Source organism: Neobacillus sp. KR4-4 (assembly GCF_042136325.1).
Classification (GTDB): Bacteria; Bacillota; Bacilli; order Bacillales; family Cytobacillaceae; genus Neobacillus.
In genome coordinates, this window is record NZ_JBHHJU010000013.1 from 124305 (window position 1) to 142941 (window position 18637).

The following is an 18637-nucleotide window of genomic DNA, read 5'->3' on the forward strand; positions in this document are numbered from 1 at the left end:
CCCCTCATAAAAGTGAGTTTTCATTACTCTTACTCCTATGTCTATTGTCCATTCCGTGAATTTATGATAATTTGACAATTATGTGAAATAAAACACAAACTTATTGCCGCACTTAAGAATAGCGTGCTATATTATATACATGAAGTTGATCACAACAAACACAAACCCCTTTGTTTGACAGTGAAAAATTTCTCCCATCCCCTTTGTTCGTATAATAGAAAAATGCCTTGCAGTAAAATCTGCAAGGCATTTTTGTTTATAGAAAAGGCTAGGTTAGAGCTTACTGTTTATTTTGGCACCCTGTTGATTGGAGCAAAAATCAGCAGGCAGTATACCAGAGCTGTTAAAAAAATAAAGCATACCATTGAAAGGCATGCTTCATTGTTCGATATATCTCCAAAATGTACCATACTTTGCTGGAATTTGTTCCACCACTTGCTTTAAAAGAAGTTTTTTCATTTCCTTTTCAATTTGTGAAATCGACATATTATAAACAACAGCAATTTCTTTTGATGCTACAAATTTAAAAAATTTCAAAAACGTTTCTAAAGGCGGCGGAGGAGATTGGATTGGTTTTTCAGAAAGCATTTCTTCTAAGATTTGGACATATACCTCATATGGGTAGGAACCTGTAATCTTAATTCCCTCATCCTCCACATTTTCATTAAAAAATACTAGGGTAGGAATCTCTTGTACATCCATTTCTGAAGTAATTTTCAGATCACATTGGAAAGCTTTTGCTGCACTTTCAGAATGGATATCATACATGAATTCCTCTACATCCAAACCAAGGCTCCGAGCGCAATCCTTTAACACCTCAAGTTTAGAAACATTTAGTTTCTCTAAAAATAATCCCTCTTGGATTCTCCGCAAAAAACGAAGTCCAGCCCTTCGCCCTTGTAATTCTGCTGCTTTTAAAGCGATGGAAACAGTGTAGGGAGAATCGACAGGATTCTCTAACCATAGGCTTCCATCACATGACATCCCTGACCTGCTAGCAGTTTTCTCCCACACCTGAGCGATATTCTCAAAATTCTTTTTCTTACTTATATTTAAATCGGCTAATCGTCCACTTAAAATATGCTTAATTGAAAAATAACGTCCATATTCGATTTGCAACTTCTTTAAAATCGGCTCTAGTGCCCAACATTCAGGACATAAAGGATCAATAAACATGTAAATCTCAATCGGCTTTTTATCACTGCATTGCCGCTTTGCACCCGAAGATTTTGAACTATTCACTATCTTCACCTGTTGTCTCGCCATCGTTAGGCGTATTAATCATATGTTGTGCTGTAAGATAAAGTCGTGAAAAAAATTCATCTCTTAAGGGACCCTCCAAGCCTATTTTGTCCATAGCTTGTGACATGCATGAAAGCCAGGCTTTGGCACGTATAGGGGTAACTGGAAATGGCAAATGACGTGCACGCATCATCGGATGGCCATGTTCTTCAGTATACAATGAAGGACCGCCTAAATATTGAGTTAAGAATTGCTTTTGTTTCCGAGCAATTTCTGTAAATTGATTTGGGAATATTGGAGCTAGGTCAGGATGTTGTGCAACAAGGCCATAAAAAGTGTCCACAAGACGGTGTAATGTTTCTTCACCAATGGATTCAAATGGTGAAAGCTTTCTTTCAATCATGTTGCCAACTCCCTTAAATGTAGTATGTAGATTTATTTTATCAATGCATATTTCATATCTCAAATGAATTGCTTTAAAAATGGAATTTTGTCAATTAAACATATTTATAATGTATGTTAAATAAGCAATTCTTAATAGAAAAAGCAAGAATTAGGAGGTTGGAAATAACTCCAACTAAATTATTTCTACATTTAAATACAATTAAGATTCATTCCCATTTGATTGCAGGTATTTTCGATAATAGAAACGGCGAATTTTATTTTCTGTTAAACGAGTAGGGATCTTAAATTGTTCTAGAAGTTCAATAAAGAGTTTCTCTCCATTCTGATAGTTTTCAACCTCGTATTCCAATTCATAATCTTCTGTATCTAGATAGATACTATGGTCCAATACCAATAATCCTTGCTGATACTCAAATTCAACTCGTTCTGTTATTAATGAACCAAAGTATTCAATTGTTGAATAAGGAACCTCACTTTCTTCTATAAGACGTTGAATGATTCCTGTTGGAAGTTTTCCCGTACGAATGGCCAATTGTGCATCATCTTCACTGATTGTTTGATTGGTCTCTAGAAGACCGACCGTTGCTGGCTGTTTTAAAGTCATTTCGTAGTTTAAACCTTTTTTACGAATCCTTAGTGCAGTCTCTTTACTCTTTAAAGAAAAATTTGGTGTATCAAAGTAATGGTTTTCCTGTTTGAAAATTTGATTTTTATCCACCTTGAAAAACCTAAGCAAACGTTCATATTCACTTTTAGTTAGGATATTTTTAAATTCAATTTCAATATTTTGCGTCATGTTTTCATCAACCTTTCTAAAGGGGGATCATCTTTATTAGCTCTTTTCTAACCTCAACATCATCCTTGGGAGAAATCGTGAATTATGCTAAAATAAGGTGGTGAATAATGGAGGTATAAACAATGAAGAAAAGAATTTTAATCGAAAAGTCATACATAATTGAAGAGAAACTAATGTTAGAAACAAATGAGAGCATCCTTGAATTGGTTCCTGGAGAGCAGATTCTTGTAGATTCTGACCAATTTTCTTTCATTTATTTAATGGAAGATAAAGATGATTATACATATATCGTTCTACATGAACAATTCTGGCCGCTCTTAAAGATTGCAAACGAAAAAAAATTACCTGTATGGGTTACTTTCAACGAAGAGAAAAAGGAACTAGAAAACTTCCAGGATGAATTTAATTATGTGCTAACTAATATTTCGGGTAATAGTAATTATGGGAAAGAAATGGTTACAAAAGTAGAAAGCGTATTTTCTTAACATAACTTGTCTTAGAGGTGAAAACATGAAGCATTGGGACCAATTTCTAGCCCCCTATAAACAGGCAGTTTCAGAGTTAAAAGTAAAATTAAAGGGGATGAGAGGTCAGTTCGAACTTGATGCTACTCATTCACCGATTGAATTCGTTACGGGAAGAGTTAAACCCATTGCAAGTATCCTTGATAAGGCAAATCAAAAAGGGATACCACTTGAAAGACTAGAAGAAGAAATGCAGGATATTGCGGGAATGCGCATTATGTGTCAATTTGTTGATGACATTCACACAGTTGTCGATTTACTCCAAAATCGTAATGATTTTGAAATCGTTGAAGTTCGAGATTATATTTCACATAAAAAAACAAGTGGTTATCGGTCGTATCATGTTGTTATTCGCTACCCTGTTCAAACCATTCATGGTGAAAAGAATATCCTTGCGGAAATTCAGATACGAACGCTCGCGATGAATTTTTGGGCGACAATTGAACATACATTGAGCTATAAGTACAAAGGGCTATTTCCAAGTGATATTCAAATGCGGCTGCAGAGAGCAGCTGAAGCAGCATTTCGTTTAGATGAGGAAATGTCATTGATTCGTGGTGAAATTCAAGATGCCCAGGCCTTTTTTACAAGGAAGAAAGAATTGAAACAAGAAGAGAAGGGTTGAGCAAAATACGATCGTCGATTGAAAAGCCATTCGCATAAGGAGCCAATAATTTATGAAATTTGCGATTACATCAAAAGGAGATCAAAAATCAAATATATTAATGCACAAAATGAGGACGTATTTACTTGATTTCGATCTTATATACGATGAAGACCAACCTGATATAGTTGTTTCCATTGGTGGTGACGGTACACTTCTTTATGCATTCCATCGCTATAGCAGCCGTTTAGATAAAACTGCTTTTGTTGGAATTCATACCGGACATCTTGGATTTTATGCGGATTGGATTCCAGATGAAATTGAGAAACTAGTGATTGCGATTGCGAAAACACCGTATCAGGTTGTCGAATACCCCCTGTTAGAGGTCATAATTCGTTATTCTCATGCTGGAAAGGAATCAAGGTATCTTGCCTTAAATGAATCAACTGTAAAAAGTGTCGAGGGAACACTAGTTATGGACGTGGAGATTCGTGGACAGCATTTCGAACGGTTTCGTGGTGATGGCTTATGTGTTTCAACCCCTTCAGGCAGTACGGCCTATAATAAGGCCCTTGGCGGGGCGATTATTCATCCATCAATAGCAGCCCTACAAATTGCGGAGATGGCATCGATTAATAACAAGGTTTTTAGGACGATTGGCTCGCCGCTAATTCTTCCAGCTCACCATAATTGTATGCTTAAGCCAGTCAATCGATCAGATTTTCAGGTAACAATTGACCATCTGACAATGCTTCATAAAGATGTTAAATCAATTCAATTTAGAGTGCCAGAAGAAAAAATTCGCTTTGCTCGCTTCCGCCCATTTCCCTTTTGGAAAAGAGTTCATGATTCTTTTATTTCAGATTAAGAGGCGGGTGTCGTTGTAATGTCTCAGCAATTTCAAATGAAGTGGGTCATTGGTGAGAGCAGTGAAGGAAAATTGGTTAGGGAATTTTTAAAAGAGAAAGAAATTTCTCGAACAGCTTTAACAGATATAAAGTTCAAAGGTGGTAATATCCTAGTAAATGGAAAAGAAGTAAACGTCCGCTATCGTTTAGCATGGAGAGATAAATTAACGGTGATTTTTCCCAGTGAAAGTCCGAGCGAGGGGCTTTCTGGTGAAAATATTCCTTTACCGATTCTTTATGAAGATGAGTATTTGTTGGTAGTGAATAAACCAGCAGGAATGAACACGATTCCGTCGCGGGAACATCCTGCAGGCAGTTTGGCAAATGCGCTGATTGGCTATTATCAACGTTGTGGTCTACAAGCTACTACGCACATTGTCACACGGCTCGACAGGGATACTTCAGGAATTGTCCTGATTGCTAAACACCGTCATGTACATCATTTGTTTAGTTTAATGCAGCAGAGCGGTCAAGTTAAGCGGACATATGAGGCTTTCGCTGAGGGGGAAATGCAACAAGATAATGATACGATAGAGGCTCCTATTGGCCGTAAAGATGACAGTATCATTGAGAGGGAAGTTCGTAAGGATGGAAAATATGCTTGTACTCATTATCAGGTTCTTGCGAGATATAATGGGTTTACGCATTTGGAACTTACGCTTGACACGGGGCGAACCCATCAAATTAGAGTTCATTTGTCTTTTTTGAAGCATCCCTTACTTGGAGACGATTTATATGGAGGAGATGTATCACAAATAAATCGACAGGCACTACATTGTAAAAAAATATCCTTTATTCACCCATTTTTAAACGATGAAATGATATTTACTGCTCCATTACCTAAAGATATGTTTAACTTATTAGAGGCTGACCTGCTTGATTAAGAGGCAGCCTTTTTTGTGTATTAGAAATACTCCTAATCAAATTGTTTAAATTTTTCCTCCACATATGGCATAGTAGATGTAACTGACACCAATTCCATTTCGGGATATCTTAAGGCCGTAAGTTTTCCGCCAAAGACAGCGCCAGTATCAATATTGTACGTATTATTTATGTACCTTGGCTCTTTAACTGGCGTATGACCATAAATGATACATGGCTCACCATGATACTCCTTTGCCCAATCCCTTCGAATTGGAGAACCATCCGGGTGCTTTTTCCCTGTGATATCCCCGTAAAGAACAAAATCCTTAACTTTTCCATGGGATTGTCCGATAAATTCTTGTTTAATCCCTGCATGCGCGATAACAAGCTTCTTGTTGTCTAATACTAAATAGAGTGGAGCGTTTTCGTAGAGTTCAATAAATTTTTTTCGAATGGATTGCTGTTCTTTTTTATATAATGATTCATACTCAGCAACGGTTGTTTCTAGCCCATGTGCAATCTGAACTTTGTTGCCTAGGAAGAAACGATATAACTTATTACAATGATTCCCTGGTGTGTAGTAAGCCTTTTTTTCTTTCATCACCAACTGCCAAACAATTTCGATTACATGTAGTGAAGCAGGTCCACGGTCTGTTAAATCACCTAAAAAACCAAGTACTCTGTTTTCGTGAAGGGGGATTCCATTTTCCCATTTATAGCCAAGCTTTAAGGTGAGTTCCTTAAATTCTGCTAAACATCCATGGATATCACCGATTACATCAATTTTCATTGGATCAACTCCTTGTCCACCATATTTTTAGTCGAAGCGTTGGATTTTATAAAAAGAATTCCTACCTAATGAATGAAGGGAGTCATAATATGGAGCAAAATGTTTCAGTTATTTCTTTATTAATTGTAGTAACAATGGCATTTATCACCCCGATTTTTTTACATCGATTTAAATTGAATTTTATCCCTGTAGTGGTCGCTGAAATAATTATGGGACTTGTCATAGGGAAGAGTGGTTTCGATGTAGTTCATAAAGATATTTGGCTTTCCACCTTATCAACACTTGGTTTTATTTTTCTTATGTTTTTAAGCGGTCTTGAAATCGATTTTAAAGCTTTTGCTGGAGGAAATAAGCGTAAGGTGCTTCCAAATGGGAAAAAGGAGCCCAATTCATTTGTTGTGGCGTCACTAATCTTTGCAGGGGTTTTTATCTTCTCTCTCGGTCTATCCATTGTCTTTGTCATGGCAGGTTTTATTGAAAATGCCTTTTTAATGACGCTAATCATTTCGACGATATCTTTGGGTGTAGTGGTTCCAACCTTGAAAGAGGCCCATTTGATGAAAACTGGAATCGGCCAAATTATTTTATTGGTTGCGGTCATTGCAGATTTAGTGACCATGATTTTACTCGCTGTGTTTGTTTCGTTAAATGAATCAGGACATGGGAATACGTGGCTGTTACTTATTTTGTTTGCGGCTGGTATCGTTCTTTATTTTCTTGGAAAAAGATTTAAAAATCGTACATTTATTGAATCTTTGTCAACGGGGACCGTCCAAATTGGAACCAGGGCAGTTTTTACACTAATTATTGTTTTAGTGGGGCTTTCTGAAACCGTAGGTGCTGAAAATATCTTAGGAGCCTTTCTAGCGGGAGTACTTGTATCCCTGTTAGCACCCAACCAAGAGCTTATACATAAGTTAGATTCTTTTGGGTATGGCTTCTTGATTCCTATCTTTTTTGTGATGGTAGGAGTAAATTTAGATATTTGGTCGCTTTTTAGTGAAAAAAAGCTTTTGTTATTAATACCGCTTTTATTAGTAGGGTTGCTTTTTTCAAAACTCTTACCAGTTTACTTATTAAAAATTTGGTATGATTTGAAAACGGTCATTGCGTCTGGCTTTTTGCTTACTTCTACTCTTTCACTGGTCATCGCGGCCGCTACAATTGGAGAAAGACTAGAAATCATATCAGCGGAGATGAGTGGAACACTAATTTTAGTGGCAGTAATCACCTCTATTTTTACACCCATTGTTTTTAAAAAGTTATTTCCTAAAGAAGTGGTTGCAAATAAAACAGTTAGTATAGCATTCTTAGGTGCCAATCAGACGACAATGCCTGTTTCACGAGAATTAAAGTTAGGACTGTATGATCCAATCCTTTATCATACCCGAATGGAGAAATCAGAAAAACAAATTGCCGATTCACTATTTGATATCGTTGAAATTCCAGACTATTCACTCGAAACGTTGGAGAATACAAAAGTCTTTCAATCAGAAGTTGTCGTATTATCAACTGGTGATGAGAAGGTGAATGCAGCATTGTCCGTTGTTGCGAAAGAAAGAGGAGTATCTAGGGTTATTGCGCGAATTGAAAGTCCAGATATAGAGGAAAACTTACGAGGGCATAATGTAGAGGTATTTTCTACATTTATGTCGACAAAAGTGTTACTTCGGGCATTGATTGAATCTCCAACCCTAATCAATATACTTACCAACCAAGAGACAGGACTTTATGAAATTGTCATGATGAATAGCCAATTTGATGGGATGTCAATAAGGAGGTTTCCGTTTACGGGTGATATTATTTTTGTCCGAATTTTTCGGGGAAAGGATTCCATCGTTCCGCATGGAGATACAGAACTAGAGATGAATGACCGTTTAATCGTTACAGGCTCGAAGGAATATGTTGATGAGTTGAAAAGAGAATTGGAATTCTGCGAAACCTGAGTTTATTTTTGAAAAAGGGAAACTTTTCATTTATGACAAATTAGTGTAAAATTAGTACCAAGTACTAATATCATGTGTAATTGTAGGAGGACTTTTTTATATGAACCTTTCATTATCTGGAAAAACATACGTAGTAATGGGTGTAGCCAATAAACGCAGTATCGCGTGGGGAATTGCCCGCTCATTGCACAATGCAGGAGCAAGATTAATTTTTACCTATGCAGGTGAAAGGTTAGAAAGCAGTGTCCGAGAACTGGCAGGTTCGTTAGAAGCCGAAGGGACAATTGTTTTACCATGTGATGTAACAAACGATGAAGAAGTTGCAAGATGCTTTGCTGAAATCAAAGAATCAGTTGGTTCCATTCATGGAGTAGCACACTGCATCGCATTTGCAAATAAAGAAGAACTTAGCGGGGAGTATTTAAGCACAACTAGAGAGGGCTTTTTGCTCGCTCACAATATCAGCTCATATTCCTTAACAGCTGTAGCGAAAGAAGCAAGAGGATTAATGACTGAGGGAGGAAGTATTGTCACATTGACATACTTAGGCGGCGAACGTGCCATCCAGAACTATAATGTTATGGGAGTAGCTAAAGCTTCTCTTGATGCTAGTGTTCGTTACTTAGCTGCAGACCTTGGTAAAGAAAACATTCGTGTTAATTCGATTTCTGCAGGTCCAATTCGTACCTTATCCGCAAAAGGAATAAGTGATTTTAATTCCATCTTAAAAGAAATTGAAGAAAGAGCTCCATTACGCCGAGCAACCACTCCAGAAGAAGTGGGAGACACTGCCGTGTTTCTCTTCAGTGATCTATCAAGAGGAATTACTGGAGAAAACATTCACGTGGATTCTGGATACCATATCCTATAATTTTGAAGGCCCGCAGAATAATGCGGGCCTTTTTATGTAGAAATTTCTTAGTTTTCGTATGAACGCGATTAGGCATTCCGCATAAATATAATTGTAGGATTACGTAAATGGAGGTACTGAGCATGTCGACAAAAAAGAGCAATGGACCACTACTCTATATACATCAACCGTTTTCAAGAACTCCTGCCATGAATATGCAGGACATATTCACTGCAAAACAGGAACTACTAGTGGACATAGAGAAAGAAATGCCGTTAAATGAAGAAAATAATAATAAAGAAATTTCTCTCGCAAAAAAAGAGATAGGATCTAAAATAGAGAATCCATCTACAAAACCACACACGAATTCACAGGGTACAGCATCTAAACCACCTCAAAAAAGGCAGCTTACATCTTTTAAGCGGGTTAAGCCTTTTAAAGAAATGAGTATAGAAGAACGCATAGAATATTTAAAGAACTATCCGAAGGTCCTCCCGCCTGCTCCATGTGTTTTTGTTACGGAGGAAAATAATTATCAAGGGTATCTGATCGATTACGATGGTCAAGATGTGACCATTCGCTTTCATGATAAAACAACTAAAACTGTGCCCGTACATGAACTTACAAATATCATCTTGATTGGGATAGGGAAATAGTTGGAACATAAAAAAGCCAGCCGTTTTACCGACTGGCTACATTTTTAGTTACAAATTCCTAAGTTTACATCAGCAATACATTGCACTGCACAGAAGCAACTTAAGTCAACTGTAATACAGTCATTACTTGCGCGGAAACGTTCAACTTGACAAACTTTATCGAGGTTGATACAGCATTTATCTCCACCTGAAACCAAGTTAACTGGACAGAAAGTACCACCTTCGCGGCGTCCTGGTACTAACACACGAAGTGTAGCGCAACAATTATCAAATACATCTTCTACACGGAAGTAGATAGACACACATGCATTATTTTCGTTACTAAAGAATGCATGGAATGGAGAGCCATCTGCAGTACTTAATACAAATACGCGAGTATCGACAGGATCTCTCCTTACGGGAGACACCAATGACCCGAGGGGCTCAGCAAAACAACTGGAACACTCAGGGCATTCGTCTTCTTCAACTGCATTGTCCTGGATGTCCTTAATGGCACGAACGACTTCACAAACGCAATTCCCGTGACGAAAATCATGATTATTTCCACAACCCATTTATTTTTCCTCCTTATTCCGATATTTATCTTACAATACTAACATATTTCACAGAGCACTCTTGGGACACGGACAATCGCCTTATTTAAGCAAATTAGGCTAAGAAAAGCTCTTTGAAAGGATCCTCTAAAATGAAAATAACCTTATTAAACTTACTTCTACTATCGCTGGCGAGCTTTAGGCTGACAAGGTTACTTGTTTTTGATAAGATTACCGAGTTTATTCGGGTTCCGTTTTTCAATGAAATAAAAGAAAAAAATGAGTACGGAGAAATGGAAGTTTATTACGTACCGAAAGATAAGGGAGTTAAAAAATTTTTTGGAGAACTTATTAGCTGTTATTGGTGTACAGGAATATGGACTTCCATTGGAATTGTTTGTTTATCAATGTTATTCCCGGACTTTTCGTTTCCAATTATCTTAATTTTGGCGGTTGCGGGATGTGCATCCATAATGGAGTCGATTGTGCAGTTTTTTATCGAAAAATAGTGTTTTTCGCTGAGACAAGGATTATAGGTTGTTCATATTCTATAGCAGTGGACATAGTATTAAGAGCGAGGGAGAGAGTATCCATGAGTCAAAAGAAAAGGAGAGTTCAATCAACTGAGTATTCACAATCAATTCAATCGTCACAATCAACTAACATGTATCAACCATCAAAATCGATAAAGCAAAAAGGAACAGGTTGTGGCTGTGGGAAAAAAACTTCAAAGTAAGTAAGAGGAACTGTCAGATTAGCTGGCAGTTTTTTATTTTTCTAAAACAAAAGATAAAATAAAAGTTATTCCTCATAATTTTAATCATTGTCGAAAAAACTATATAGTAGCGGTAAATATAAAATGGAACAAGGGATGGGAATCATATGAGAGCTACTCATCGATGGGTTTTACTTGCTTGTTTAATGTTACTTTCCTCCTGTGATCAAAACCAACAGGTTACGGATAGCCAATTAACACTTATGAAAAAAACGAATCCTAGCCCAATCGTAACACAAAAGAATAAAAGTAAAGATCAGATTAAAGACATTGAGCAGGATGTCAGCTCGTTTCCAGAATTATATGATGTGGCTGTTGTGGAAGGAAAGAAAGATACACTAGTTGTTTATAAAGTTAAACATTTATATCGATTTAAAATGAAAAAAATTGAAAAAAATATCAACAAAATGCTGGAACGAAAATATCCAGATGAAAACTTTACAATCTCAAGTGACTATAAAATTTTTCTAGAAACAGTCAGACTTGATGAGAAAATGAAATCCTCAAAATATACAGGGAAGAAAGCTGAAAAACGTTTTAACGAAATCGTTAAGATGACAAAAGAATTGAAGTAAGAAAGGAAGAAAATAGATGGCAACGAGTAAACAAAAAAATATGACACCCCAGCAGCGCAACTATCAACAACTTCAACAGAAGCATGAAATTAAACGGCCTGTTCTGAAGAACTGTATAAAAGCATTTTTTGTTGGCGGTATAATATGTGTGATCGGTCAAGCCATCAGTTATTTTTATATTTATTATTTTGATTTTACTGAACAGAGTGTAGGAAATCCAACGGTAGCAACCATGGTATTTTTGTCTATGTTACTAACTGGATTTGGAGTATACGATCGACTTGGACAATTTGCAGGGGCAGGGAGTGCTGTGCCCGTTACAGGCTTCGGAAATGCAGTAATATCTGCAGCAATAGAGCATCGAACAGAAGGCTTTGTTTTAGGAGTGGGTGGAAATATGTTTAAGCTTGCAGGGTCAGTCATACTCTTCGGTGTTTTCTCGGCATTTGTTGTGGCACTGATTAAGACCCTGCTGGTGATTTGGGGGGTATTGTAATTGTTAAAAGGGCACCAATCATGGATTTTTACAAATCGGCCAATGATCACTTCTACCGGAGTTACTGGTGGACCGTTTGAAGCCAATGGTAATTTAGCAGAGGATTTCGATTTACTATATGAAGACTTATGGATGGGGAAGGAAACATATGAAAAAGCACACCGGTTACTATTAGAAGAGGCGATTAAAACAGCATTAAATAAAAGAAATATGGAAAAGGAACAGATCCAATTTTTATTTGCTGGAGATTTAATTAATCAAATAACACCAACAAGTTTTGCCGCAAGAACCATGCAGATTCCTTATTTCGGTCTATTTGGTGCATGTTCTACATCCATGGAAGGGTTGGCACTGGCTTCATTTGTTGTAAATTACCAGGGAGCAAATTACGTCCTGACAGGTGCATCGAGCCATAATGCAGCGGTTGAAAAACAGTTTCGCTACCCAACCGAGTATGGAGGTCAAAAACCGCCGACTGCACAATGGACGATAACAGGAGCAGGCGTGGCACTTGTGCAGCCTAATGAACCTGGGCAGGTATTTCCGGTTACAACCGCGGCTACGATCGGAAAAGTGATTGATATGGGATTAACAGATCCCTTTAATATGGGAGGGGCGATGGCTCCTGCCGCAGCTGATACCATTATTGCTCATTTCCGTGATTTGCAATTAGACCCCTCCTATTATGATTTGATTGTTACAGGAGACTTAGGCAGGGTCGGTCATGATACAGCCTTTGAATTAATAAACAAAAGTGGACTCGAATTAGAACGAGGACAATTCCAAGATTGCGGGTTATTAATGTATAAGGATGATCAGCCGGTACAGTCTGGAGGAAGTGGGGCTGGGTGCTCAGCAACAGTCTTGTACGGACATTTATTGAACCAATTGAAAAAGGGTACATATAAACGGATTTTAGTAGTCGCAACAGGTGCATTGCTGTCCCCGCTCAGCTTTCAGCAAAACGAATCCATTCCATGTATTGCACATGCTGTTGCTATTGAAATGAACGAAGATAAGGGGTGATCCTATGTTAGCAATGTTTTTTTGGGCATTTGTAATTGGCGGGCTAATCTGCGTAATTGGGCAGCTTTTATTTGATGTTGCAAAGCTTACTCCTGGCCATACACTGAGTTTGCTCGTGGTAATTGGCGCTGTATTAGATGGTTTCGGACTTTATGAACCACTCGTTGACTTTGCTGGGGCTGGTGCTACCATTCCAATTACCAGTTTTGGTAATTCCTTAGTTCATGGAGCCATGCAGGATGCAGAGAAACATGGCCTTATTGGCGTGTTGACTGGGATGTTTCAAGTGACCAGCTCTGGTGTTTCAGCAGCGATTATTTTCGGATTTATCGGTGCATTAATATTTAAACCTAAGGGTTAAACTAAACATTTTTGAATCCAATTTACTGAAATAGATGGCGCGCCTACACACAGTAGAATGTAATTTCATATGTTATTAATGAGATTACAGAAGTGAGGTGACATTCTATGTTTGGATATGGCGGCTGTGGTTACGGTTACGGCGGTGGATTTGGCTACGGTTCAACTTTTGTATTAATCGTCGTATTATTCATCCTTTTAATCATCGTTGGTGCAAGCTTCTATTAATAGGTAGTGCTTGCTGTAGGGAAATGGGTTGGCCTGAAAAAGAAGCCAGCCCTTTCACTTTTTTTACTGAATAGTGCCTAGAGGCACGTACGCTTTTCCAATTTTATTCACCAAATTACCCATCCTTCATACAATAGAAGTAGTTTATGAAGGAGCGTGATCTTTGAATATGGATAATGGATTTTTTAAAAACATTGAAAAGAAAACAGGCGTGAATATGAAAGATATCTTTGAATTAGCTAATTCATTACAAAACGCCAATTTTCAGGATGAAAAAACTGTCCGCAATGTAATTCGTCGTGTTTCTCAAATTGCAAATAAACCGGTAAGTCAAGAAATGGAAGATCAAATTGTTAAATCCATTATTAATGATGGAAAGCAACTGGATCTTAATACAATCTCTAATATGATTAATAAAAAATAAAAAGAAGAAGACCTCCTTCCTAAATTAGGAAGTGGTCTTCTTCTTTTTATTAAGGGGCGCTATAAAGCGCGAGCGATGTGCCTTTTTGCCTCGTCTATTTTCTGGAATGGAGATAAAAAGCTGATCTTTAGCTCGAGTCATCGCTACGTAAAATAATCTTCTTTCTTCTTCAAGTGCAATAAAGTCGCCATTTCGATACGCTTCCAGTGCAAAATCGTGCGGTAAACTGCCGTCGACAGCACCGACAATATAAACCGTTTTATATTCGAGACCTTTTGAGCGGTGAATCGTACTAAGACTAATAGCTTCATGAAAATGTTTACTTAAATTTTTAATTTCTTTGTTCATTGCCGACATATGTTCTGCATGAGCAAGGAACGCTTCAATTTTATCGAAGCTTTTTGCAGCCACTTTTAAGTCTTTTAGATCGTCAGAGCCTTTTTCAAGCTTATTTGACTCGTTACCCCGTTTTTTTAAAAAATCAAGGAAGCCTATATCTTTTTCGACTTTTTCAAGTGCTGAGTGTGGGGGTGAATGCTTCAATCCCCGAATAATTGTGACCGCTTTTTTTAATTTTTTTTCTTGAAAAGCATGAGCGGTAGTTAAGTGGCTAAGCGCTTCAAGCATACTGCAATCCTTCAAGATGCTTTGTGCTTTTAATTCTTTAAGGACCGTTTGCCTTAGAAATAACAAAGGTAATATCTCAGACATAGCCTGTGGGTCATCCTCATTTAGGCTCACCTTTAGAAAGGAAAGGGCGCTTCTAACAATATAACGATCGTAAAAAGCTTCTGCATCTAGGTCAATCTTAAATGGAAGGTTGGAGCCGGCCAATCTTTCAAACACCGCACGCGAGCCGGCATTGGTTCGATAAAGAATGGCAAAGTCGGAAGGGTTTGCTCCATTAGAAATACGCTCTTGTATATCTGTGATAACCATCGTTGCTTCTTCCTCTTCATTATAGGGAAAAAATAACTTTGGAAGTGCTCCTGAAGAAAACTGTGCCTTCATTTTCTTTGGTCTTCTGATTTTATTCGCAGCAATCATCTGGTTTGCAGAGGAAACAATTTCATGTGAAGATCGATAATTTTGATCAAGTGTGACCATTTTTGCATTGGGAAAATCCTTTTCAAACTGTAGTAAATAACTTGGGTCACTTCCTCTAAATGAATAAATGGCTTGATCATCATCTCCAACTGCACAAACATTTTTATGTTTTGCAGATAATAGTTTAATGAGTTCGTATTGAACCTTATTTATATCCTGAAACTCATCAATTAAAAAATGATGAAAACGATTTTGGTACTGGTCAAGCAGGGAGGGGGATGAGATAAACAGATGATAGCAGCCAATCAACATATCATCAAAATCAAACAGTCCCTCTTTTTTCTTATAGGCCTCATATTTTTTATATAAAAAGGCGGTTTTTTCTTCCCAATCAGTATTGGGCTTCACTTCATCGGGCATTAACAGAGAGTTCTTCCATAGGCCGATTTGCTGAAGAGCTAAATCATAGGCAAACTCTTTTTCAGATAGATCAAGTTCTTTTCCTGCTTCCTTCAGGATTTTGTCACGCTGCCATTCTTTTTTTAATAGTTTGTCTGATGACCAATTATGTGCGTCGTGGAACATCAGGATGCGATAAAAAATACTGTGAAAAGTACCAGTAACAAGTTGATTAATTTTATCGCGTTTTATTTGTGGATAGGAAAGCAGCCGATGCTTCATTTCTGCTGCCGCTTTTGATGTGAAAGTGACAAGCATGATCGTTTTCGGGTCGATGAGTTTTTCAGCCAGCATATATGCTGTTCGGACTGTTAATACCCGAGTTTTACCACTTCCGGCACCAGCAAGTACCAACAGTGAGCCATCCGTCTCTTTGACAGCGGCAGCCTGACTTTCATCAAGAACAACTCCATTTCCTGCAAGTTGTTGTAAAAAAGGTGAGAGTTCCTCCAGATTGTTTTTATCTGGCAGGTTAAATGGAACAGAATATTCAATCGTTTTAGCGGCTTTGAATTGGTCAATGCTTTGCGGGGGTATTGTAATCGTCCTACCCTTTGGGATGCTAAATCCATTCAATTCAGTGGTTGGTTGTATATCAGCCTTGACATCGATCACGATTTCGGGCTCTGGACAATGTTTTTCAGGTGAATGTGTATGGAAAAAATGTGGTTCCTTGTGTATACCTAAAAACAAGCGAACGTTTTGGTTACAGATTGGACAACTTAAATGACCATTTTTTCCGGCAAGAAATATTTTCTGATATTGCTCCCTGCTTAATTGCTCAAGGACAATATTCTGATTTTGATAAATCGCTGTTTTCATAATTTTTTATCCTCTATATCCAAAAATCAAGACATGTTCTATCATATCAAAACCTTGGAGGAACTAAAAGAGGTTCTTTGACATTGATGGAATTACCAAAAAAGCACTTAACGCTGCCGCGTCAAGTGCTTCATGAGGTTATATTTTTTTCACCATCGTCTTATGTGGAATTCCTGCATCCATAAATTCTTCTGAAACAACTTCGTAACCAAGTCCCGAGTAAAATGGAATGGCCTGGGTTTGGGCATTAAGCTTTAATTGATGAATATCGTTTTCACGTGCATAGGCTTCAATCTTATTCATAATCGCTTTTCCGGCCCCTGTTTTTCTTGCCTCTTTCAAAACACAGATTCGTTCGACTTTTCCATAGCCATCAACGAAACGAAAGCGGCCAGCACCAACTGGAGATCCTTCATGGTACATGACAAAATGTTTTGCATCGTTTTCAAAGGAGTCGATTTCCTCTTCAAGTGGGACAGCCTGTTCTTCAACGAAAACAGTTTTCCTAATAAAATAAGCATCTTCAAGTTCTTTTTGATTTTCAACAATCTTTACATTCACTTAAACTATTCCTTTCCAAGACGAAATGTTTCATAAACAGTCCAGGAACCATTTTCTAATTGATAAAGAAGATGGAAACGATCAATCGTTTCTTCATGGTTAATCGCTGTCATACGGAGAGAGCCAAATACATCAGAATGTTCATCATTGGAAAGCTGTTGACCAATGGTAATATGCGGAACAAATGCATATTCTAAGTTTTGCTCGGTAAATTCTTGATTAACTTCGTTATGCAAAGCGGTTAGTTCGTCCGATTTTTCAACTTTAAAATAAATAACATTGTTTACGGGTTTAAATGAGCTGATTTTCGAAGTTTTTAGTGTAAATGCCTGGTGATGGGCAGCTAATCTTCTTAATTTATCAGCATATTCTTTCGCTTCTTCTTCGGACGCCTCAAATGCATCTTTTAATGTTAGATGCGGCGTAATTAAAGCATAATGCGGGTCATAACGTTTTCGATAGGAATTAGCTAAATCCTGTAGTTTTTTTGATGGAAAAATAACAACTCCAAATTTCATACGTATACCTCCATTTAGATGAACTTATAATGGCTGTGTTAAACTTGTCTGTTGATTTCCGTTCCAGGCACTTCGCTTTCCGCGGGCGTGCCGGGGAGCCTCCTCGTCGCTTTGCTCCTGCGGGGTCTCCCCTGCCCCGTACTCCCGCAGGAGTCTTCGTGCCTTCCACTCCAATCAACAGAGTGCTAAAAATCAACTTTAACCTCTAACACAGCCTTTATAATAAAAACAAAAATTAACCTTCCTAATATTATAGCAAATTTTCAAAATATATTAAATGACTTATCATGATGTTGATAGGGGTTAATTAAAACAACATTTTAAGGGCGCGCCGTAAATCAGGCTGCCAGTAGGTCCAGGTATGATTACCACTAAACTCTTCATAAAAATATGTAATGGGTTTCTCTGAAATTATTTTTGAAAGCTCCCTGTTCGGGGTTAGGAAATCTTTAAGACTGCCGTCTGTTGTCTGAACTTCGGTTTCTTGATTCCCAATTACATGATAGAGTTGTAATAACTGTCCCTCCGAGAAGTTTTTAACGGCGCTCAAAATACTATCATCCACATATGGAGAGTGTAAAAGGACTTTTCCGAATGTATGCGGGTATTGAAGCGCTGTCATTAAAGAGACAGCACCGCCAAGGGAGTCGCCGATTAGTGCTCTTGTTGAGCCCATTTGATAGGTAGGAAACTCTTGGTCAAGAAATGGAACTAATTCATGGGCTAGGAACCGGATGTATTGTTGATTCTGAGAGCCTTTGGGATGATATTTCTTGCGGCGGTCTTCTACATCATTATAGGGTACCCCTATAATGATTAAATTTTCAATTTCTCTCTGAAAAAGAAACTCGTCTGCCAATCGCGCAATTCTACCAAGCTGAAAATAGTCTCGGCCATCCTGGGCGATTAACAGCGAGTATTTATATAATGGTGAGAAGTTTGCTGGCAGATAAACAAGGAGTTGAACATCCTCTCCAAGTTCTGCACTATAAATGGTAAGTTCTTTGATGGTTCCTTTTGGAAACTCCATGTGATAAAACCCCCTGTGATTCGATCTCTACCACTGCATTATAACAAAACTAAAGTGGAAATGCTTTTAATAGGTAGTGTCAAAACTTCTATGAAAAAGTGACCTGAAGTTTTTTTCTTCTCTCTTTTTTGTAGTGGAGGTACCCGCAATCGCTCTTGACAAACACACCAATGGTTTGAGGTTCCTTTAACAAGGGCG

General features: G+C 37.8%; 24 protein-coding genes. 14 read left to right on the forward strand and 10 right to left on the reverse strand.

The window, feature by feature from the left end; genetic code table 11:
- Positions 1 to 378: 378 nt before the first annotated feature.
- The 3 genes from ACE198_RS15145 to ACE198_RS15155 form a co-directional block, all read right to left on the reverse strand.
- Positions 379 to 1266, reverse strand: coding sequence for a ClpXP adapter SpxH family protein (locus ACE198_RS15145; protein ID WP_375376101.1), 888 nt, complete (start codon positions 1264 to 1266; stop codon positions 379 to 381).
- Positions 1235 to 1645 carry a globin domain-containing protein gene (locus ACE198_RS15150; protein ID WP_375376102.1) on the reverse strand — a complete coding sequence of 137 codons (411 nt, stop codon included), beginning with the start codon at positions 1643 to 1645 and terminating at the stop codon, positions 1235 to 1237. The genes ACE198_RS15145 and ACE198_RS15150 overlap by 32 nt, the downstream gene beginning before the upstream one ends.
- Positions 1646 to 1846: 201 nt before the next feature.
- Entirely contained in the window at positions 1847 to 2443 is a 597-nt protein-coding gene (locus tag ACE198_RS15155) for a CYTH domain-containing protein (RefSeq protein WP_375376103.1), read from the reverse strand.
- Between the two features lie 122 nt (positions 2444 to 2565).
- On the opposite strand from ACE198_RS15155, the gene ACE198_RS15160 reads away from it, so the two are divergent.
- From ACE198_RS15160 to ACE198_RS15175, 4 genes are read left to right on the forward strand one after another with little or no spacing between them, the layout of a single operon-like run.
- On the forward strand, positions 2566 to 2928 hold the full coding sequence (locus ACE198_RS15160) for a UPF0738 family protein (protein ID WP_375376104.1): 363 nt from the start codon (positions 2566 to 2568) through the stop codon (positions 2926 to 2928).
- Positions 2929 to 2953: 25 nt separating this feature from the next.
- Positions 2954 to 3592: a GTP diphosphokinase gene (yjbM, locus tag ACE198_RS15165; protein ID WP_375376105.1), complete on the forward strand. Its 639-nt coding sequence runs from the start codon at positions 2954 to 2956 to the stop codon at positions 3590 to 3592.
- Positions 3593 to 3644: 52 nt separating this feature from the next.
- Entirely contained in the window at positions 3645 to 4439 is a 795-nt protein-coding gene (locus tag ACE198_RS15170; protein ID WP_098572462.1) for an NAD kinase, read from the forward strand.
- An 18-nt stretch (positions 4440 to 4457) separates the two neighbouring features.
- Positions 4458 to 5363: an RluA family pseudouridine synthase gene (locus ACE198_RS15175; RefSeq protein WP_375376106.1), complete on the forward strand. Its 906-nt coding sequence runs from the start codon at positions 4458 to 4460 to the stop codon at positions 5361 to 5363.
- A 32-nt stretch (positions 5364 to 5395) separates the two neighbouring features.
- Here ACE198_RS15175 and prpE read toward each other — a convergent pair whose 3' ends face one another.
- Positions 5396 to 6133: a bis(5'-nucleosyl)-tetraphosphatase PrpE gene (gene prpE / locus ACE198_RS15180; RefSeq protein WP_098572464.1), complete on the reverse strand. Its 738-nt coding sequence runs from the start codon at positions 6131 to 6133 to the stop codon at positions 5396 to 5398.
- Between the two features lie 89 nt (positions 6134 to 6222).
- On the opposite strand from prpE, the gene ACE198_RS15185 reads away from it, so the two are divergent.
- The 3 genes from ACE198_RS15185 to ACE198_RS15195 all read left to right on the forward strand — a co-directional run bounded on the left by ACE198_RS15185 (position 6223) and on the right by ACE198_RS15195 (position 9585).
- The gene (locus ACE198_RS15185; protein WP_375376107.1) at positions 6223 to 8079 is read left to right on the forward strand and encodes a monovalent cation:proton antiporter family protein; all 1857 of its coding nucleotides are present in this window, start codon (positions 6223 to 6225) and stop codon (positions 8077 to 8079) included.
- A gap of 100 nt (positions 8080 to 8179) precedes the next feature.
- Positions 8180 to 8950: an enoyl-ACP reductase FabI gene (gene fabI, locus ACE198_RS15190; RefSeq protein WP_251456444.1), complete on the forward strand. Its 771-nt coding sequence runs from the start codon at positions 8180 to 8182 to the stop codon at positions 8948 to 8950.
- Between the two features lie 122 nt (positions 8951 to 9072).
- A complete protein-coding gene (locus ACE198_RS15195; protein WP_375376108.1) occupies positions 9073 to 9585 on the forward strand; it encodes a CotO family spore coat protein in 513 nt (170 codons plus the stop codon).
- Between the two features lie 44 nt (positions 9586 to 9629).
- Here the strand turns inward: ACE198_RS15195 and ACE198_RS15200 are convergent, their stop codons facing one another.
- A complete protein-coding gene (locus tag ACE198_RS15200; protein ID WP_098572468.1) occupies positions 9630 to 10139 on the reverse strand; it encodes a CotY/CotZ family spore coat protein in 510 nt (169 codons plus the stop codon).
- 131 nt (positions 10140 to 10270) lie between these two features.
- On the opposite strand from ACE198_RS15200, the gene ACE198_RS15205 reads away from it, so the two are divergent.
- From ACE198_RS15205 to spoVIF, 7 genes are all read left to right on the forward strand, one after another.
- Positions 10271 to 10627 (forward strand): DUF1360 domain-containing protein, encoded by a 357-nt coding sequence (locus ACE198_RS15205; protein ID WP_098572469.1) that lies wholly within the window; start codon positions 10271 to 10273, stop codon positions 10625 to 10627.
- Positions 10628 to 11000: 373 nt separating this feature from the next.
- A complete protein-coding gene (locus ACE198_RS15210; RefSeq protein ID WP_098572470.1) occupies positions 11001 to 11468 on the forward strand; it encodes a sporulation protein in 468 nt (155 codons plus the stop codon).
- A 16-nt stretch (positions 11469 to 11484) separates the two neighbouring features.
- The gene (gene spoVAC, locus ACE198_RS15215; RefSeq protein WP_098572471.1) at positions 11485 to 11964 is read left to right on the forward strand and encodes a stage V sporulation protein AC; all 480 of its coding nucleotides are present in this window, start codon (positions 11485 to 11487) and stop codon (positions 11962 to 11964) included.
- Entirely contained in the window at positions 11965 to 12990 is a 1026-nt protein-coding gene (spoVAD, locus tag ACE198_RS15220) for a stage V sporulation protein AD (protein WP_098572472.1), read from the forward strand.
- A gap of 4 nt (positions 12991 to 12994) precedes the next feature.
- Positions 12995 to 13351, forward strand: coding sequence for a stage V sporulation protein AE (gene spoVAE / locus ACE198_RS15225; RefSeq protein ID WP_026566163.1), 357 nt, complete (start codon positions 12995 to 12997; stop codon positions 13349 to 13351).
- Positions 13352 to 13458: 107 nt separating this feature from the next.
- Positions 13459 to 13578 (forward strand): YjcZ family sporulation protein, encoded by a 120-nt coding sequence (locus ACE198_RS15230; RefSeq protein WP_098572473.1) that lies wholly within the window; start codon positions 13459 to 13461, stop codon positions 13576 to 13578.
- A gap of 169 nt (positions 13579 to 13747) precedes the next feature.
- Positions 13748 to 14002, forward strand: coding sequence for a sporulation-specific transcription regulator SpoVIF (spoVIF, locus tag ACE198_RS15235; RefSeq protein ID WP_251456753.1), 255 nt, complete (start codon positions 13748 to 13750; stop codon positions 14000 to 14002).
- 24 nt (positions 14003 to 14026) lie between these two features.
- Here the strand turns inward: spoVIF and ACE198_RS15240 are convergent, their stop codons facing one another.
- The 5 genes from ACE198_RS15240 to ACE198_RS15260 all read right to left on the reverse strand — a co-directional run bounded on the left by ACE198_RS15240 (position 14027) and on the right by ACE198_RS15260 (position 18439).
- Complete coding sequence (locus ACE198_RS15240; protein ID WP_375376109.1) at positions 14027 to 16330, reverse strand: UvrD-helicase domain-containing protein; 2304 nt, start codon at positions 16328 to 16330, stop codon at positions 14027 to 14029.
- A 138-nt stretch (positions 16331 to 16468) separates the two neighbouring features.
- Positions 16469 to 16891 carry a GNAT family N-acetyltransferase gene (locus ACE198_RS15245; RefSeq protein WP_375376110.1) on the reverse strand — a complete coding sequence of 141 codons (423 nt, stop codon included), beginning with the start codon at positions 16889 to 16891 and terminating at the stop codon, positions 16469 to 16471.
- A gap of 5 nt (positions 16892 to 16896) precedes the next feature.
- The gene (locus tag ACE198_RS15250) at positions 16897 to 17409 is read right to left on the reverse strand and encodes a YjcG family protein (protein WP_098572476.1); all 513 of its coding nucleotides are present in this window, start codon (positions 17407 to 17409) and stop codon (positions 16897 to 16899) included.
- The gene (locus ACE198_RS15255; protein WP_251456436.1) at positions 17357 to 17605 is read right to left on the reverse strand and encodes a hypothetical protein; all 249 of its coding nucleotides are present in this window, start codon (positions 17603 to 17605) and stop codon (positions 17357 to 17359) included. The genes ACE198_RS15250 and ACE198_RS15255 overlap by 53 nt, the downstream gene beginning before the upstream one ends.
- Before the next feature lie 111 nt (positions 17606 to 17716).
- Entirely contained in the window at positions 17717 to 18439 is a 723-nt protein-coding gene (locus ACE198_RS15260) for an alpha/beta hydrolase (RefSeq protein WP_098572477.1), read from the reverse strand.
- Positions 18440 to 18637 lie beyond the last annotated feature (198 nt).

Coding starts and splice junctions, on each gene's coding strand:
- ACE198_RS15250 (WP_098572476.1), bottom strand. CDS start 17,409: ATGAAATTTGGAGTTGTTATTTTTCCATCAAAAAAACTACAGGATTTA.
- ACE198_RS15145 (WP_375376101.1), bottom strand. CDS start 1,266: ATGGCGAGACAACAGGTGAAGATAGTGAATAGTTCAAAATCTTCGGGT.
- ACE198_RS15230 (WP_098572473.1), top strand. CDS start 13,459: ATGTTTGGATATGGCGGCTGTGGTTACGGTTACGGCGGTGGATTTGGC.
- ACE198_RS15240 (WP_375376109.1), bottom strand. CDS start 16,330: ATGAAAACAGCGATTTATCAAAATCAGAATATTGTCCTTGAGCAATTA.
- ACE198_RS15160 (WP_375376104.1), top strand. CDS start 2,566: ATGAAGAAAAGAATTTTAATCGAAAAGTCATACATAATTGAAGAGAAA.
- spoVAE (WP_026566163.1), top strand. CDS start 12,995: ATGTTAGCAATGTTTTTTTGGGCATTTGTAATTGGCGGGCTAATCTGC.
- ACE198_RS15155 (WP_375376103.1), bottom strand. CDS start 2,443: ATGACGCAAAATATTGAAATTGAATTTAAAAATATCCTAACTAAAAGT.
- ACE198_RS15195 (WP_375376108.1), top strand. CDS start 9,073: ATGTCGACAAAAAAGAGCAATGGACCACTACTCTATATACATCAACCG.
- ACE198_RS15185 (WP_375376107.1), top strand. CDS start 6,223: ATGGAGCAAAATGTTTCAGTTATTTCTTTATTAATTGTAGTAACAATG.
- ACE198_RS15205 (WP_098572469.1), top strand. CDS start 10,271: ATGAAAATAACCTTATTAAACTTACTTCTACTATCGCTGGCGAGCTTT.
- spoVIF (WP_251456753.1), top strand. CDS start 13,748: ATGGATAATGGATTTTTTAAAAACATTGAAAAGAAAACAGGCGTGAAT.
- ACE198_RS15175 (WP_375376106.1), top strand. CDS start 4,458: ATGTCTCAGCAATTTCAAATGAAGTGGGTCATTGGTGAGAGCAGTGAA.
- ACE198_RS15260 (WP_098572477.1), bottom strand. CDS start 18,439: ATGGAGTTTCCAAAAGGAACCATCAAAGAACTTACCATTTATAGTGCA.
- spoVAC (WP_098572471.1), top strand. CDS start 11,485: ATGGCAACGAGTAAACAAAAAAATATGACACCCCAGCAGCGCAACTAT.
- ACE198_RS15150 (WP_375376102.1), bottom strand. CDS start 1,645: ATGATTGAAAGAAAGCTTTCACCATTTGAATCCATTGGTGAAGAAACA.
- fabI (WP_251456444.1), top strand. CDS start 8,180: ATGAACCTTTCATTATCTGGAAAAACATACGTAGTAATGGGTGTAGCC.
- ACE198_RS15200 (WP_098572468.1), bottom strand. CDS start 10,139: ATGGGTTGTGGAAATAATCATGATTTTCGTCACGGGAATTGCGTTTGT.
- ACE198_RS15210 (WP_098572470.1), top strand. CDS start 11,001: ATGAGAGCTACTCATCGATGGGTTTTACTTGCTTGTTTAATGTTACTT.
- ACE198_RS15170 (WP_098572462.1), top strand. CDS start 3,645: ATGAAATTTGCGATTACATCAAAAGGAGATCAAAAATCAAATATATTA.
- prpE (WP_098572464.1), bottom strand. CDS start 6,133: ATGAAAATTGATGTAATCGGTGATATCCATGGATGTTTAGCAGAATTT.
- yjbM (WP_375376105.1), top strand. CDS start 2,954: ATGAAGCATTGGGACCAATTTCTAGCCCCCTATAAACAGGCAGTTTCA.